The sequence below is a fragment of the Actinoplanes sp. NPDC000266 genome (genome assembly GCF_042899005.1).
In the GTDB taxonomy this organism is placed as follows: Bacteria; Actinomycetota; Actinomycetes; order Mycobacteriales; family Micromonosporaceae; genus Actinoplanes.
The window spans coordinates 405,709-420,102 of sequence record NZ_JBIAZI010000009.1 but is presented as its reverse complement, the minus strand read 5'-3'; the positions used below and the strand labels follow the sequence as shown (position 1 = coordinate 420,102).

At 70.2% G+C, this 14,394-nt stretch carries 13 protein-coding genes; 2 read left to right on the top strand and 11 right to left on the bottom strand.

The window, feature by feature from the left end; translation table 11 throughout:
• Positions 1-99: 99 nt before the first annotated feature.
• The 11 genes from ACFY36_RS35010 to ACFY36_RS34960 form a co-directional block, all read right to left on the bottom strand.
• Positions 100-699 (bottom strand): DUF4291 domain-containing protein, encoded by a 600-nt coding sequence (locus tag ACFY36_RS35010; protein WP_499750172.1) that lies wholly within the window; start codon positions 697-699, stop codon positions 100-102.
• Between the two features lie 88 nt (positions 700-787).
• Positions 788-3,310: an ATP-dependent Clp protease ATP-binding subunit gene (locus tag ACFY36_RS35005; RefSeq protein ID WP_499750171.1), complete on the bottom strand. Its 2,523-nt coding sequence runs from the start codon at positions 3,308-3,310 to the stop codon at positions 788-790.
• Between the two features lie 346 nt (positions 3,311-3,656).
• Positions 3,657-4,013, bottom strand: coding sequence for a histone-like nucleoid-structuring protein Lsr2 (locus tag ACFY36_RS35000; protein WP_499750170.1), 357 nt, complete (start codon positions 4,011-4,013; stop codon positions 3,657-3,659).
• 108 nt (positions 4,014-4,121) lie between these two features.
• On the bottom strand, positions 4,122-5,630 hold the full coding sequence (lysS, locus tag ACFY36_RS34995) for a lysine--tRNA ligase (protein WP_499750169.1): 1,509 nt from the start codon (positions 5,628-5,630) through the stop codon (positions 4,122-4,124).
• Between the two features lie 54 nt (positions 5,631-5,684).
• Positions 5,685-6,443: a type III pantothenate kinase gene (locus ACFY36_RS34990; RefSeq protein ID WP_360247226.1), complete on the bottom strand. Its 759-nt coding sequence runs from the start codon at positions 6,441-6,443 to the stop codon at positions 5,685-5,687.
• A 33-nt stretch (positions 6,444-6,476) separates the two neighbouring features.
• Complete coding sequence (nadC, locus tag ACFY36_RS34985) at positions 6,477-7,328, bottom strand: carboxylating nicotinate-nucleotide diphosphorylase (protein ID WP_499750241.1); 852 nt, start codon at positions 7,326-7,328, stop codon at positions 6,477-6,479.
• On the bottom strand, positions 7,328-8,989 hold the full coding sequence (locus ACFY36_RS34980) for an L-aspartate oxidase (RefSeq protein ID WP_499750168.1): 1,662 nt from the start codon (positions 8,987-8,989) through the stop codon (positions 7,328-7,330). Before ACFY36_RS34980 ends, nadC begins: the two co-directional genes overlap by 1 nt.
• 61 nt (positions 8,990-9,050) lie before the next feature.
• Positions 9,051-9,959 (bottom strand): septum formation family protein, encoded by a 909-nt coding sequence (locus tag ACFY36_RS34975; protein WP_499750167.1) that lies wholly within the window; start codon positions 9,957-9,959, stop codon positions 9,051-9,053.
• Between the two features lie 75 nt (positions 9,960-10,034).
• Complete coding sequence (gene panD, locus ACFY36_RS34970; RefSeq protein ID WP_498692859.1) at positions 10,035-10,460, bottom strand: aspartate 1-decarboxylase; 426 nt, start codon at positions 10,458-10,460, stop codon at positions 10,035-10,037.
• Positions 10,460-11,293, bottom strand: coding sequence for a pantoate--beta-alanine ligase (panC, locus tag ACFY36_RS34965; protein WP_499750166.1), 834 nt, complete (start codon positions 11,291-11,293; stop codon positions 10,460-10,462). Before panC ends, panD begins: the two co-directional genes overlap by 1 nt.
• Positions 11,290-12,153 carry a Rossmann-like and DUF2520 domain-containing protein gene (locus tag ACFY36_RS34960; protein WP_499750165.1) on the bottom strand — a complete coding sequence of 288 codons (864 nt, stop codon included), beginning with the start codon at positions 12,151-12,153 and terminating at the stop codon, positions 11,290-11,292. Before ACFY36_RS34960 ends, panC begins: the two co-directional genes overlap by 4 nt.
• A 116-nt stretch (positions 12,154-12,269) precedes the next feature.
• Between ACFY36_RS34960 and ACFY36_RS34955 the strand changes: the two genes are divergently transcribed.
• Both ACFY36_RS34955 and ACFY36_RS34950 read left to right on the top strand, forming a co-directional pair.
• Positions 12,270-13,247 (top strand): SAM-dependent methyltransferase, encoded by a 978-nt coding sequence (locus ACFY36_RS34955; RefSeq protein ID WP_499750164.1) that lies wholly within the window; start codon positions 12,270-12,272, stop codon positions 13,245-13,247.
• A gap of 17 nt (positions 13,248-13,264) precedes the next feature.
• Positions 13,265-14,389 carry an NADH-quinone oxidoreductase subunit D gene (locus ACFY36_RS34950; protein ID WP_499750240.1) on the top strand — a complete coding sequence of 375 codons (1,125 nt, stop codon included), beginning with the start codon at positions 13,265-13,267 and terminating at the stop codon, positions 14,387-14,389.
• Positions 14,390-14,394: the final 5 nt, after the last annotated feature.

Genomic DNA, 14,394 nt, shown 5'->3' with positions numbered 1-14,394 from the left:
GACGGCCCCCCAACCGGCCCGGCGCGCGCTACCCCGCCCCGATCCCCTCGGCGAAGGCGCGCCACACCCGCCCGACCCGCTCGGCGATGAAGGCGCGCGCTACCCCGCCCCGACCCGCTCGGCGATGTCGGCGGGCAGCGGATAGATCCGCTCCTCCGGAAGCAGCGCGGCGGCGCCCGCCTCGTCGCCGTCGTCCAGCCGCTGCCGGATCTCCCGGGCGTGAGCGGTCACCTCGGTGATCTCGACGGTCCACTCGTCCACATATCGGTCCACCGCCTCACCGGAGAGACCGACCTGCAACGAGCGGTACGGCAGCTCGCCCAGCCGCAGTGAGCGCTCCGGATCCCACTGCACCCGCACCGGGCTGCGTTTGAGCTCCTGACTCCACTGCGCACGGTCGGCGTGCCGGTCGCGGTCGTAGTGGCTGAGCACGGCCCGGTGCAGCGCCCACTCGAAGCCGTCCCGCCGGATCGAGACGGCGAGCACCCGCTCCTGACCGGGCTTCGCGGCCCAGCCGCAGCGGTACATCATCCACAGGAACGACGGCTTGATCCAGGTCATCCGCTCGCGCTTGAACGGCGGGACGAACCGCCCGGCGCCGAGCGCGGCGCCGGCGATGGGCGCCGCGTACGCCTGGTAGACGGTGATGGCGGTGTCGTCGTAGACCGCCCTGACTTCTCGGTACTTCACGATCGTCATGGTGATCGCCGCCGGCCCGGAAGGCGACCGATATACGCAACGGCCCGGCTGCTTTCGCAGCCGGGCCGTTGTCGGTATCAGCGGGTTCTTACTCCTCGGTGGCGGTGGCGCCGAGGTCGGCGGGCACCGCGTCGGGGACCGAGACGCCACGGTCGGCGCCACGGAAGACCAGCTTGGACTTCTCGATGTTCTCCGGGTCGCCCTCGCAGTCGACCACGACGATCTGGCCGGGGCGCAGCTCGTTGAACAGGATCTGCTCGGAGAGCGTGTCCTCCAGGTCGCGCTGGATCGTGCGGCGCAGCGGCCGGGCGCCCAGCACCGGGTCGAAGCCCTTCTTCGCCAGGTACTTCTTCGCGTTGTCGGTCAGCTCGAGACCCATGTCCTTGTTCTTGAGCTGGGTCTCGATACGCGAGGTGAAGATGTCGACGATCTCGAGGATCTCGTTCTGGCGCAGCTGGTGGAAGACGATCGTGTCGTCGATACGGTTGAGGAACTCCGGGCGGAAGTGCTGCTTCAGCTCGTCGTTGACCTTGACCTTCATCCGCTCGTAGTTGGACTCCTCGGCCTCGGAGGCCTGGAAGCCCAGCGACACCGCCTTGGCCACGTCACGCGTGCCCAGGTTGGTGGTCAGGATGATGACCGTGTTCTTGAAGTCGACGATGCGGCCCTGGCCGTCGGTCAGGCGACCGTCCTCCAGGATCTGCAGCAGCGTGTTGAAGACGTCCGGGTGGGCCTTCTCGATCTCGTCGAACAGCACCACCGAGAACGGCTTGCGCCGCACCTTCTCGGTCAGCTGGCCACCCTCGTCGTAACCCACGTAGCCGGGAGGGGCACCGACGAGGCGGGACACCGTGTACCGGTCGTGGAACTCCGACATGTCGAGCTGGATCAGCGCGTCCTCGGAGCCGAAGAGGAACTCGGCGAGGGCCTTGGACAGCTCGGTCTTACCGACACCGGACGGGCCGGCGAAGATGAACGAGCCGGACGGCCGCTTCGGGTCCTTCAGGCCGGCGCGGGTACGCCGGATCGCCTTGGAGACCGCCTTGACCGCGTCCTCCTGGCCGATGACGCGCTTGTGGAGCTCGTCCTCCATGCGCAGCAGCCGGGAGGTCTCCTCCTCGGTGAGCTTGTAGACCGGGATGCCGGTCCAGTTGCCCAGGACCTCGGCGATCTGCTCGTCGTCGACCTCGGACACGACGTCGAGGTCGCCGGCCTTCCACTCCTTCTCCCGCTGCGCCTTCTGGCCCAGCAGCTGCTTCTCCTTGTCGCGCAGCTGGGCGGCCCGCTCGAAGTCCTGCGCGTCGATCGCGGACTCCTTGTCGCGCCGCACCTGGGCGATGCGCTCGTCGAAGTCACGGAGGTCCGGCGGCGCGGTCATCCGGCGGATGCGCATGCGGGCGCCGGCCTCGTCGATCAGGTCGATCGCCTTGTCCGGCAGGAAGCGGTCCGAGATGTACCGGTCGGCCAGCGTCGCGGCGGCCACGAGGGCGGCGTCGGTGATGCTGATCCGGTGGTGCGCCTCGTACCGGTCGCGGAGGCCCTTGAGGATCTCGATGGTGTGGGCCAGGGACGGCTCACCGACCTGGATAGGCTGGAAGCGGCGCTCGAGAGCGGCGTCCTTCTCCAGGTGCTTGCGGTATTCGTCGAGGGTCGTGGCGCCGATGGTCTGGAGCTCGCCACGGGCCAGCATCGGCTTGAGGATGCTGGCGGCGTCGATCGCGCCCTCGGCCGCGCCCGCACCCACCAGGGTGTGGATCTCGTCGATGAACAGGATGATGTCGCCGCGGGTGCGGATCTCCTTGAGGACCTTCTTCAGGCGCTCCTCGAAGTCACCGCGGTAGCGGGAACCGGCGACCAGCGCGCCGAGGTCGAGCGTGTAGAGCTGCTTGTCCTTCAGCGTCTCGGGCACCTCACCCTTGACGATGGACTGCGACAGCCCCTCGACGACGGCGGTCTTGCCGACGCCGGGCTCGCCGATCAGCACCGGGTTGTTCTTGGTGCGGCGGGACAGCACCTGCATGACCCGCTCGATCTCCTTCTCGCGCCCGATGACCGGGTCGAGCTTGCCCTCGCGGGCGGCCTGGGTCAGGTTGCGGCCGAACTGGTCGAGCACCAGGCTGGTCGACGGCGCGGCCTCGCCCGCCGCCGCGCCAGCCGCGGCCGGCTCCTTGCCCTGGTAACCCGAGAGCAGCTGGATGACCTGCTGGCGGACCCGGTTGAGGTCGGCCCCGAGCTTCACGAGGACCTGGGCGGCGACGCCCTCGCCCTCGCGGATCAGGCCGAGCAGGATGTGCTCGGTGCCGATGTAGTTGTGGCCGAGCTGGAGCGCCTCGCGCAGCGACAGCTCGAGAACCTTCTTGGCGCGGGGCGTGAACGGGATGTGCCCGCTCGGCGCCTGCTGACCCTGGCCGATGATCTCCTCGACCTGCTGCCGCACTCCCTCGAGGGAGATGCCCAGGCTCTCGAGAGCCTTGGCGGCGACGCCCTCACCCTCATGGATCAGGCCGAGCAGGATGTGCTCGGTCCCGATGTAGTTGTGGTTGAGCATCCGGGCCTCTTCTTGGGCCAGGACGACAACCCGTCGCGCTCGGTCGGTGAACCGCTCGAACATGCCCTCGTGCTCCTCACGTGCCGTGCGCCAATGAACTGGCGGGGCCAGCGCACCGGCATCGGTGATGCCCGTGCTGTTACTACTCTATCGCCGCCGGGTGGTCTTGCTGGGTCCTCGCGGTCCCTTGAAACCGTCCGCAACGTTGATTTAGCCAACTTCGCACGCTCAGCGGCTGTTCCCCCAGCCGAACGTCTACGCGGACAGCGAAATCCCCGGAAACCTCTGTCCACAGCCTGTGGACAACGCCACCCTGCCTGTGGATAACCCTACGCACCCGCACCGAAGAACGACCGAAAGACGAAGAAGGCCCGCCGCGCGGCGCGCGGCGGGCCTTCTCAGCAATCTTTCAGGCTCTTCCCGGGCCCTTGGTGTGGAACTCGTCCACGATCTCCTGCGGGATCCGGCCCCGGTCGGAGATGTCCTTGCCGGCCTTCTTGGCCCAGTCCCGGATCGCCTTGTTCTGCTCCCGGTCGGCCGTCGCGCCGCCACGGCCGCGAGCGGCCCGGCCGCCGACGACCACGCCGCCGCGGGCGACCTTGGAACCGGCCGTCACGTACGGCTCGAAGACCTCCCGCAATTTGGCGGCGTTCTTCTCCGAGAGATCGATCTCGTACTGAATGCCGTCGAGCGCGAACTTCACGGTCTCGTCGGCGTCACCTCCGCTGAGGTCATCGACCAGCTTGTGAATGATCTGCTTGGCCACGCGCCGCAATCCTCCCGAGCACAGGTTCTCCCCTTAAAGCAACGCACAGACAATAACGCCAGGGCGGCGCGGCGCGTCAATGGCGGTCAGAACATTTCGGTGACGGTCTTACTCGGGACGCACGAGCGGGAAGAGGATCGTTTCCCGAATGCCGAGCCCGGTGAGCGCCATCAAGAGCCGGTCGATTCCCATTCCCATCCCGCCCGACGGCGGCATTCCGTACTCCATGGCACGGAGAAAATCCTCGTCGAGCTGCATGGCCTCGGGATCGCCGCCGGCCGCGAGCAACGACTGCGCGACCAGACGATCACGCTGGACCACCGGGTCGACCAGCTCGGAATAGGCGGTGGCCAACTCGAAGCCCATCACGTAGAGGTCCCACTTCTCCGTGAGACCCGGCGTTTCGCGGTGTGCACGGGTGAGCGGAGCGGTCTCTTCGGGATAATCCCGCACAAATGTCGGCTCCTGGAGCGTGTGCTGCACCAGGTGCTCGAACAGCTCCTCGACGAGCTTGCCCGGGCCCCACTTCGGGTCGACGGAAAGGTCGTGCTTTTCGGCGTACCGCTGGAGTTGCGCGAGATCGGTCTGGGGGGTGACTTCTTCGCCGAGCGCGGCCGAGAGGGAACCGTAGAGGGTGACCGACGCCCACTCGCCACCGAGATCCAACTCGCGGCCGTCGAAGTGGGTCACCACGTGCGATCCGGAGACCGCGGACGCGGCTTCCTGAATCCACTCGCGGACCTGCGACTGCATGACGTTGTAGTCGGCGTAGGCCTGGTACGCCTCGAGCATCGCGAACTCCGGCGAGTGGGTGGAGTCCATGCCCTCATTGCGGAAGTTGCGGTTGATCTCGAAGACGCGTTCGATGCCACCCACGGCGGCCCGCTTCAAAAACAGTTCCGGCGCGATCCGCAGATAGAGATCAGTGTCCAGAGCGTTGCTGTGCGTCACAAATGGGCGGGCCGCGGCGCCGCCGTGCAGCAACTGCAACATTGGCGTTTCCACCTCGAGATAATCGCGGCGGAACAGCGACTCGCGAAGGCTGCGGACGACCGCGGCGCGGGTGCGCACGGTCTCGCGCGCCTGCGGCCGCACGATCAGATCGACGTAACGCTGGCGGACGCGGGTCTCCTCGGACAGCGGCTTGTGGGCGACCGGAAGCGGGCGCAGCGCCTTGGCGTTCATCTGCCAGGTGTCGGCGAGAACGGACAGCTCACCGCGCCGGCTGGTGATCACCTCGCCGGTGACGCCGACCAGATCACCGAGGTCGACCAGCTGCTTCCAGCCGGTCAGGGCGGCCTCGCCGACCTTGTCGAGGGAGAGCATGGCCTGCAGCTCGGTGCCGTCGCCATCGCGCAAGGTGACGAAGCAGAGCTTTCCACCGTTACGGATGAAGATCACGCGGCCGGCGATCGAGACCTGGTCGCCGGTGGCGTGGTCGATCGGCAGATCGGTGTACTTCTCCCGCAGCTCCTTGAGCGTCGCCGTGCGCGGCACGGTCACCGGGTAGGGCGCCATCCCCTCGGCGAGCAGGCGGTCCCGCTTCGACCGGCGGACCCGCATCTGCTCGGGTAGGTCCTCGGCGGGGTCAGTTGCGGGCACATTCTGCTCGGTCACGGCACGACTCTCTGTACGGGCTGGCATGGGCCCTGAAAGCCTACTCAGCCGCGATCAGACGTTCCTCTCATATACCATCCGCAGCCCGATCAGCGTGATCATCGGCTCGTAGGCGGTGATCGTCCGGCACTCGTCCTTGACCAGCCCGGCCAGGCCACCGGTGGCGATGACGGCCGAGACCGGCCCGATCTCCTCGATCATCTTGGACACGATGCCGTCGACCTGACCGGCGAAGCCGAAGTACATGCCGGACTGAAGGCACTCGACCGTGTTCTTGCCGATCACCGACTTGGGCCTGGCCGGCTCGACCTTGCGCAGCTGGGCCGCGCGGGCGGCCAGGGCGTCGAAGGAGATCTCGATGCCGGGGGCGAAGGCGCCGCCCAGGAACTCGCCCTTGGCACTGATCACGTCGAAGTTGGTGGTGGTGCCGAAGTCGACCACGATCGACGGTCCGCCGTAGAGGGCGTGGGCGGCCAGGGTGTTCACCACGCGGTCGGCGCCGACCTCCTTGGGGTTGTCGATGGCCAGCTGTACGCCGGTCTTCACCCCCGGCTCGACGATCACGTTGGGCAGGTCGCCGTAGTAGCGGGCGAGCATCGTGCGCAGGCTGCGCAGGGCGGCCGGCACGGTCGAGCAGGCCGCCACCCCGGTGATCTCCACGGCGTCGCCGGCCAGCAGCCCACGGAACATCAGGCCCAGCTCGTCCGCGGTGGAGCGGGCGTCGGTCTTGATCCGCCAGTTGTGCACCAGCTTGTCGCCGTCGAAGGTCGCCAGCACCGTGTTCGTATTACCGATGTCAATGCAGAGCAGCACGGCGCGGTCCCTTCCGGATTCGACTGTTGGCACTCATGGTCGCAGGTCCATGGCGATGTCGAGGATGGGCGAGGAGTGGGTCAGGCCGCCGACCGAGAGGTAGTCGACGCCGGTGGCCGCGTACGCCTCGGCGGTCTGCAGGGTCAGGTTGCCGGTGGCCTCGAGCTCGGCCCGGTCACCGACCGCCTCGACGACCGTCCGCAGGGTCTCGGGGGTCATGTTGTCGCAGAGCAGGAAGGTGGCGCCCGCCTCGACCGCCTCCCGCGCCTCGATCAGCGTCGTGACCTCGACCTGGACCGGGACGTCGGGGAACTTCTCGCGGACCAGGCGGTACGCGGCCGTGATGCTGCCGGCGGCCAGCTTGTGGTTGTCCTTGATCATGGCGACGTCGTACAGGCCCATGCGCTTGTTGGTGCCGCCGCCGGCCCGTACGGCGTACTTCTCCAGGGCCCGCAGGCCCGGAGTGGTCTTGCGGGTGTCGAGGACGGTGGCCTTGGAGCCCTCGAGGAGATCGGCCCAGCGGCGGGTGTGGGTGGCCACGCCGGACATGCGGCTGATCAGGTTGAGGGCGGTGCGCTCGGCGGTCAGCAGCGAGCGGGTGGGCCCGGTGATCACGGCCAGGACGTCGCCGCGGGTGACCCGTGAGCCCTCCTCGACCAGCTGATCGAAGGTGGCCGTGCCACCGGAGGTGACGGCGAAGACCTGGGCCGCCACCGGCAGGCCGGCCACGACGCCGTCGGCCCGGGCGACCAGCTCGGCCGTGTCCACCTGGCCGCCGGGAATGGTGGCCTCGCTGGTCACGTCGCGCGGCGGATCGCCGAGGTCCTCGGCCAGCGCGGTGTAGACGACCCGTTCCACCTCGGCCAGATCGAGTCCCTTGTCCATCACGCCATCTCCTCGAAGGTCTGTGCCAGCTGGGCCTTGCGGTCGAGAGTGTGCAGAAGGTGGCCACGCCACTCGTCCTCGGCCACGGGGTGATCCTCGCGCCAGTGGCAGCCCCGCGTCTCGCGGCGGGTACGGGCGGCGGCGACCAGCACCGTCGCGACGGTCAGGAGGTTGGTGGCCTCCCAGGCCGCGTTGTGCGGGGTGGCGCGCAGCTCGGCCAGGCGGGACAGCTCCTTGGCGGTGGCGGTCAGCGAGTCGGCTGAGCGCAGCACGCCGGCGCCGCGGGTCATGGAGCGCTGGAGCTCCGGGCGAATGCCCGGGTCGACCACCCAGCCGGCAGCCGACGAAGAGGCGGCGGACCCGGCGGTGACCGGCTCAGCCTGCTCGGGCAGGTCGCGGGCGATGTCGTCGGCGATGCGGCGGGCGAAGACCAGGCCCTCCAGCAGCGAGTTGCTGGCCAGGCGGTTGGCGCCGTGCACGCCGGTGCAGGCGACCTCGCCGCACGCGTAGAGGCCCGGGATGCTCGTGCGGCCGGCGAGGTCGGTGCGGACGCCGCCCGAGGCGTAGTGGGCGGCCGGCGCGACCGGGATCAGGTCGGTCGCCGGGTCGACGCCGGCGGCGCGGGTGGAGGCCACGATGGTCGGGAAGCGGTGCTCCAGGAAGTCGTTGCCGAGGTGGCGGGCGTCCAGATAGACGTGGTCGGCGCCGGTGGCCCGCAGGACCCGGTGGATGCCCTTGGCCACCACGTCGCGCGGCGCCAGCTCGGCCAGCTCGTGCTGGCCGACCATGAAGCGCTTGCCGGACTCGTCGACCAGGTGGGCGCCCTCGCCGCGCAGCGCCTCGGAGATCAGCGGGCGCTGCACCGAGCTGAGGTCGGCGGTGACGAACGACGTCGGGTGGAACTGGACGAACTCGACGTCGGTGACGACCGCGCCCGCGCGCAGCGCCAGGGCCACCCCGTCGCCGGTGGAGACCGACGGGTTGGTGGTGGACGAGTAGATCTGGCCCATGCCGCCGGTGGCCAGCACCACCGCGCGGGCCAGGATGGCGCCGACGCCGTCCTCGCTGCCCTCGCCGAGCACGTGCAGGGTGATGCCGCAGGCACGGCCGTCGGCGGCGCGCAGCAGGTCGAGGACGAGCGCGTGCTCGACCAGCCGGATCCACGGGTCGCGGTGGACCGCCTCGTGCAGGGCCCGCTGCACCTCGGCGCCGGTGGCGTCGCCGCCGGCGTGCACGATGCGGTCGGCGCGGTGGCCGCCCTCGCGGGTCAGCATGAGCGAGCCGTCGGCGTTGCGGTCGAAGGCGGCGCCCAGGCGCATCAGCTCGCGGACCCGGACCGGGCCCTCCTCGACCAGCACCCGCACGGCGGCCGGGTCGCAGAGGCCGACGCCGGCGATCTCGGTGTCGTTGGCGTGCGCGGCCGGGGTGTCGAGCGGGTCGAGGACCGCGGCGATGCCACCCTGTGCCCAGCGGGTGGAGCCGTCATCGATGTTGACCTTGGTGACGACGGTGACGTGCAGGCCCTGCTCGCGCAGGTGGAGGGCGGCGGTCAGGCCGGCGATGCCGGAGCCGACGACCAGCACGTCGGTGGTCTCGCTCCATCCTGGGTCGGCGGCGGCGAGCCGGCGCGGCAGCTCCGGGAGGTCCGCGAGAGGTGACATCTGCTCAGTACACCCCGCCGGTGCGGCGGTTTCGCGGCGGGGGCGGCATCAGTGGCAACGGTTACTTGTACTGGATCGGCAGGCTCTTGACGCCCTTGCCGCGCAGCGACGTGGTGAGCTCGGATCCCTCGAGCCAGAGGTAGCAGCGCACGCCGCGGTCGCCGAGCGCCCAGACGTCGGCGCCACCGGGCAGCGAGACCACGCCCGTACGGTATTGAAGGTCGTTGTCGTTGGGCACGCCGGCGTAGTCGGCGATGGTCTGCCGGCAGCCCTCGTGGAACTTCGCCCAGCTCTTGGTGTCCTTCGGATATTCGAGGTCCTTGGCGATCCACAGGCCGGCGAACTCGCCGTTGTGCTTGGCCGTGCAGTCGACGCCGGGCATGGTGGCGATGGCGCCGTTGCCGTCGAGCTGGATCGCGTAGCAGCCGAGCAGCAGGCCGGAGGTGCCGTCGGCGAGCTCGTCGCGGAGGCTGGTGTCGCGCTGCACGAGGCTGCCGTCGTCCTCGACCGAGCTGAGCTCGAGCACCTCGCAGCGGTACCAGCGCGCGCCGCCGGACCAGGCGGCGGCGGTGGGGCGGGTGACGCCGATCCAGAGGCGGGCGCTGCGCCACGGGCCGCCGACGTAGGTGGTCGTCTTCTGGTCGCAGACCTGATAGGCGGTGCGCGCGCCGGCCGAGCCGTCGGCCGGCGGCTCGTCGGCGTCGGCGGCCGGCGACTCGTAGGTGCCCACGTAGACGGTCTCGGTGCGGTGCCGCAGCGAGCAGTCGATCTCCTCGTACGTCCCGCGGGCGCCGACGGCGTTGAAGTTGGCGCCGTGGCAGGCGCCGGCGGTGGGCTCGAAGCCGGTGGCCGGCGCCATCGCGCCCCAGCCGTTGGTCAGGTCGCCGTCGGTGCCGCTCGGACGCCCACAGCCCGCGGTCAGCAGGATGGAGGCGACGACGGCGAGCGCGATGCCCAGCCGGTGTCGCATCTACCTCCGCCTTCCGAACGCCTACCCATGCCTGGACCCGATCATATGGTGATCAACCGGGCATGGGGCGGCGTTTCAGGCGAGGAGCGTCAGGTCACCCCGTACGAGATCATCGGCCATGCCGGGCACCGCCTCGGCCGGGTCGGCGCCCAGCTCGATGATCTTGTTGTCGGCGTCGACGTGCACCACGCGCGGCCGGTAGGCGCGCGCCTCGGCGTCGTCCATCTGGCCGTACGAAATGAGAATCACCAGGTCACCGGGGTGGACCAGGTGGGCCGCGGCCCCGTTGATGCCGATCACGCCGCTGCCGCGCTCGCCCGGGATGACGTACGTCTCGAGGCGGGCGCCGTTCGTCACGTCGACGATCGCCACCTGCTCGCCCGGGAGCAGGTCGGCCGCCTCGAGCAGGTCGAGGTCGACCGTCACCGAGCCGACGTAGTGCAGGTCGGCCTGGGTCACCGTGGCCCGGTGGATCTTGGATTTGAGCATGGTGCGGTACATCAGGCGGCCCTTCCCAGGGTCAGCGGAACGTTGTCGATCAAGCGGGTCGCGCCGACCCGCGCGGCCACGAGCAGGCGGGCCGGCCCGCCGGCGGGCGCGGGGCCCAGGTCGGCGCCGGTCAGGGACAGGTAGTCGACCCGTACGCCCGGCTCGTCCTCGAGAATCTTGGTCGCGGCGGCCAGGGCGGACTCGGCGTCGTCGTGCGCGGCCCCCTCGCGGAGCGCCTGGGAGAGCACGAGCGCGGCCCGGCGCTCCTCCGGCGAGAGGTAGCGGTTGCGGCTCGACATCGCGAGCCCGTCCGGCTCGCGCACGGTCGGCACGCCGACGATCTCGACGCCCAGCTCCAGGTCGTGGGCCATCCGGCGGATCAGGGCGAGCTGCTGGAAGTCCTTCTCGCCGAAGAACGCCACGTCGGCCCGGGTCAGCATGAGCAGCTTCTGGACGACGGTGAGCATGCCCGAGAAGTGCCCGGGACGGCTGGCGCCCTCGAGGATCTCGCCGAGCGGGCCGGCGTTCATGGTGATCGACGGCGCTCCGCCCGGGTACATCTCGTCGCGGCCCGGCGCGAAGACCACGTCGACACCCTCGGCCCGGCAGGCCTCGACGTCGGCCTCCAGCGTGCGCGGGTATTTGTCGAAGTCCTCGTTCGGCCCGAATTGCAGCGGATTCACGAAGATCGTGACAATGACGAACTTCGCGCGCTTACGCGCTTCCCGCATGAGCTGCCGGTGTCCCTCGTGCAGCGCGCCCATGGTCATCACGACCGCGACCTCGCCGTTGGCGTGCGAGACGTCCTCGGCCAGCTCGGCCCGGGTGTGGATCACATAGGTCATGCCGGACTCCCCACTCGAACGCGAGAAAGAACATCAAGAAGCAACGCGGCGTCCTGCGGCCTCAGGCGGCCTGCCGCGATGGCACGGTCGGCGGTCCTTCGGGCCAGGGCGAGGTACGCCGGTACGGCCTCCGCCGGCAGACGATCGAGATGCTTGGCCACGGTCCCGGCGTCACCGCGCGAGACCGGCCCGGTCAGGGCGGCGTCACCGAGGCGCAGGGCGTTGTCGAGGGCCGCGTGCAGCAGCGGCGACAGGATCCGGTCCGGATGCTCGACGCCGGCCGCGCGCAGCACGTCGGAGGCCTCGTTCACCAGCGTGACCAGGTGGTTCGCCCCGTGTGCGAGGGCCGCGTGGTAGAGCGGCCGGGCGTCCTCGGCGATCCACTCGGGCACGCCGCCGAGGTCGGCCACGAGCCGGGTCGCGAACGCCCGGTCGGCCGTCGTGACGCCCCAGGCGATGCCGGGAAGGCGCTCGAGGTCGGCGTCGGCGCCGGTGAAGGTCATCGCGGGGTGCAGGGCCATGCCCTGTACATCGCCCAGAACGGCCACGCCATGAGCACCCGAGGTGTGCGCCACGATCTGGCCCGGCCGGAGCGCGCCGGTCGCGGCCAGGCCGGAGACGACACCGGCCAGGGCGTCGTCCGGGACGGCGAGCAGGAGAAGGTCGCCGGCAGCCCGGGCGACCTCGTCGGCCGGGAGGATCGCGGCGCCGGGCAGAAGGCGGGCGGCCCGCTCGCGGGAGGCGGCGGATACGGCCGCCGCGGCTACGACGTGATGTCCGGCGGCGATGAGCGCGGCGCCGAGGACGGCACCCACCCGTCCCGCGCCGACCACGCCGACGGTCAATCGATATGCGTTCATGTGCAAGATCCAGTCCACTCGTGCGGGTACCGGTCGTGGCGCCAGTATGCGCCGCCGTAACACGCGCGTGACAAGACCATGTGAAGAACACCATCGACCGCCCTACGCTGGCCCTCATGACCGGATGGCGCGAGGCGATGACGACCGGGCTCTATGGGCCGGACGGGTTCTTCGTGCGCGGCGACGACGGGCCGGCCGGGCACTTCCGGACCAGCGTGCACGCCTCGCCGCTGTTCGCGGGGGCGCTGCTGCGGCTGGTCGAGCGGGCCGACGAGGCGCTCGGCCGGCCCAGGGCGCTGGACCTGGTCGATGTGGGGGCCGGGCGGGGCGAGCTGCTCAGCACGCTGGCGGCGATGCTTCCGGCGGAGCTGTCCGAGCGCGTACGGCTGACCGGGGTCGAAGTCGCGCCCCGGCCGACCGGGCTTCCGGAGCGGATCGCCTGGCTTCCCGAAGCCCCGGACGGGATCGTGGGGCTGCTGATCGCGACCGAGTGGCTCGACAACGTGCCGCTCGACGTGGCCGACCTCGACGACGCCGGCCGGATGCGCAAGGTGCTGGTCGATCCGGCCACCGGGGCCGAGTCGCTGGGTGGGGCGGTGGACGCGGCCGACCTGTTCTGGCTGCGGCGCTGGTGGCCCGGCCCGGGCCGGGCCGAGATCGGCTGGACCCGGGACGCGGCCTGGGCCTCGGCGGTGGAGCGGGTGCGCAGCGGGTGGGCGCTCGCCGTGGACTACGGGCATCTGCGCGACGAGCGGCCGGCCTTCGGAACGCTGACCGGATTTCGGGCCGGGCGGCAGGTGACACCCGTGCCGGACGGTACCTGTGACGTGACGGCCCACGTGGCGATGGATGCCGTGGCGTGGGCGGCCGGGGTGCCGTACAAAATAATCCGCCAGCGTGAGGCGCTGAAAGCGCTGGGAATCGACGGCGCCCGGCCACCGATGGACCTGGCCCGCACGGACCCGGCGGCGTACGTCCGCGGTCTCGCCGCCGCCGGCGCCGCCGCCGAGCTGATCGAGCCGGCGGGACTCGGCGGTCACTGGTGGCTGCTGCACAGCATCGGGGCTCAGGCACGTGGGAGCATGCTGTTGTGACTGATGCGCTGCGTGAGATGACCGTGGGCACTGGAGCCGGCTTAGAGACCGCTGACATGGTGCTCAACATCGGGCCGCAGCACCCCTCGACCCACGGCGTGCTGCGGCTCAAGCTCACCCTCGACGGTGAGCGTGTGGTCTCCTGCGAGCCGATCGTCGGATATATGCACCGCGGCGCCGAGAAGCTGTTCGAGGTGCGCGACTACCGGCAGATCCTCGTGCTGGCCAACCGGCACGACTGGCTGTCGGCGTTCTCCAACGAGCTCGGCGTCGCCCTCGCCGTCGAAAGGCTCATGGGCATCGAGGTGCCCGAGCGCGCGACCTGGCTGCGGATGGCCCTCGCCGAGCTCAACCGGGTGCTCAACCACCTGATGTTCCTCGGCTCCTACCCGCTGGAGATCGGCGCCATCACGCCGATGTTCTACGCGTTCCGCGAGCGCGAGACGCTCCAGGCGGTCATGGAGGAGGTCTCCGGCGGCCGCATGCACTACATGTTCAACCGGGTCGGCGGCCTCAAGGAGGAAGTGCCGGCGGGCTGGACCGTACGGGCCCGTGAGGCGATCCGGACGGTCCGCAAGCGCCTGCCCGACCTCGACAACATCATCCGGCGCAACGACATCTTCCTGGCCCGCACGGTCGGCGTGGGGGTGCTCAGCGCCGAGCAGGCCGCCGCGTACGGCGCGTCCGGCCCGGTCGCCCGGGCCAGCGGGCTCGACCTCGACCTGCGGCGCGACGAGCCCTACCTGGCCTACGACCAGCTCGAGGTCCCGGTGGTCACCCGGACGGCGGGTGACTGCCACTCACGCTTCGAGGTGCTGCTGGACCAGGTGTACGTCTCGCTCGACCTGGCCGAGGAGTGCCTGGACCGGGTCGACCGGATCTCGGGGCCGGTCAACGTGCGTCTGCCCAAGGTGGTCAAGGCGCCGGAAGGGCACACGTACGCCTGGACCGAGAACCCGCTCGGGATCAACGGCTACTACCTGGTGTCACACGGCGAGAAGACACCGTGGCGGATGAAGCTGCGCACGGCCTCCTATGCGAACGTGCAGGCCCTGGCCACGCTGATCCCCGGCTGCCTGGTGCCGGACCTGATCGCGATCCTGGGCTCGATGTTCTTCGTGGTCGGCGACATCGACAAATAGCCGGC

Coding starts and splice junctions, on each gene's coding strand:
- ACFY36_RS34980 (WP_499750168.1), bottom strand. CDS start 8,989: ATGTCACCTCTCGCGGACCTCCCGGAGCTGCCGCGCCGGCTCGCCGCC.
- ACFY36_RS34950 (WP_499750240.1), top strand. CDS start 13,265: ATGACCGTGGGCACTGGAGCCGGCTTAGAGACCGCTGACATGGTGCTC.
- nadC (WP_499750241.1), bottom strand. CDS start 7,328: ATGGACAAGGGACTCGATCTGGCCGAGGTGGAACGGGTCGTCTACACC.
- panC (WP_499750166.1), bottom strand. CDS start 11,293: ATGACCTATGTGATCCACACCCGGGCCGAGCTGGCCGAGGACGTCTCG.
- ACFY36_RS34955 (WP_499750164.1), top strand. CDS start 12,270: ATGACCGGATGGCGCGAGGCGATGACGACCGGGCTCTATGGGCCGGAC.
- panD (WP_498692859.1), bottom strand. CDS start 10,460: ATGTACCGCACCATGCTCAAATCCAAGATCCACCGGGCCACGGTGACC.
- ACFY36_RS34975 (WP_499750167.1), bottom strand. CDS start 9,959: ATGCGACACCGGCTGGGCATCGCGCTCGCCGTCGTCGCCTCCATCCTG.
- ACFY36_RS35005 (WP_499750171.1), bottom strand. CDS start 3,310: ATGTTCGAGCGGTTCACCGACCGAGCGCGACGGGTTGTCGTCCTGGCC.
- ACFY36_RS35010 (WP_499750172.1), bottom strand. CDS start 699: ATGACGATCGTGAAGTACCGAGAAGTCAGGGCGGTCTACGACGACACC.
- ACFY36_RS34960 (WP_499750165.1), bottom strand. CDS start 12,153: ATGAACGCATATCGATTGACCGTCGGCGTGGTCGGCGCGGGACGGGTG.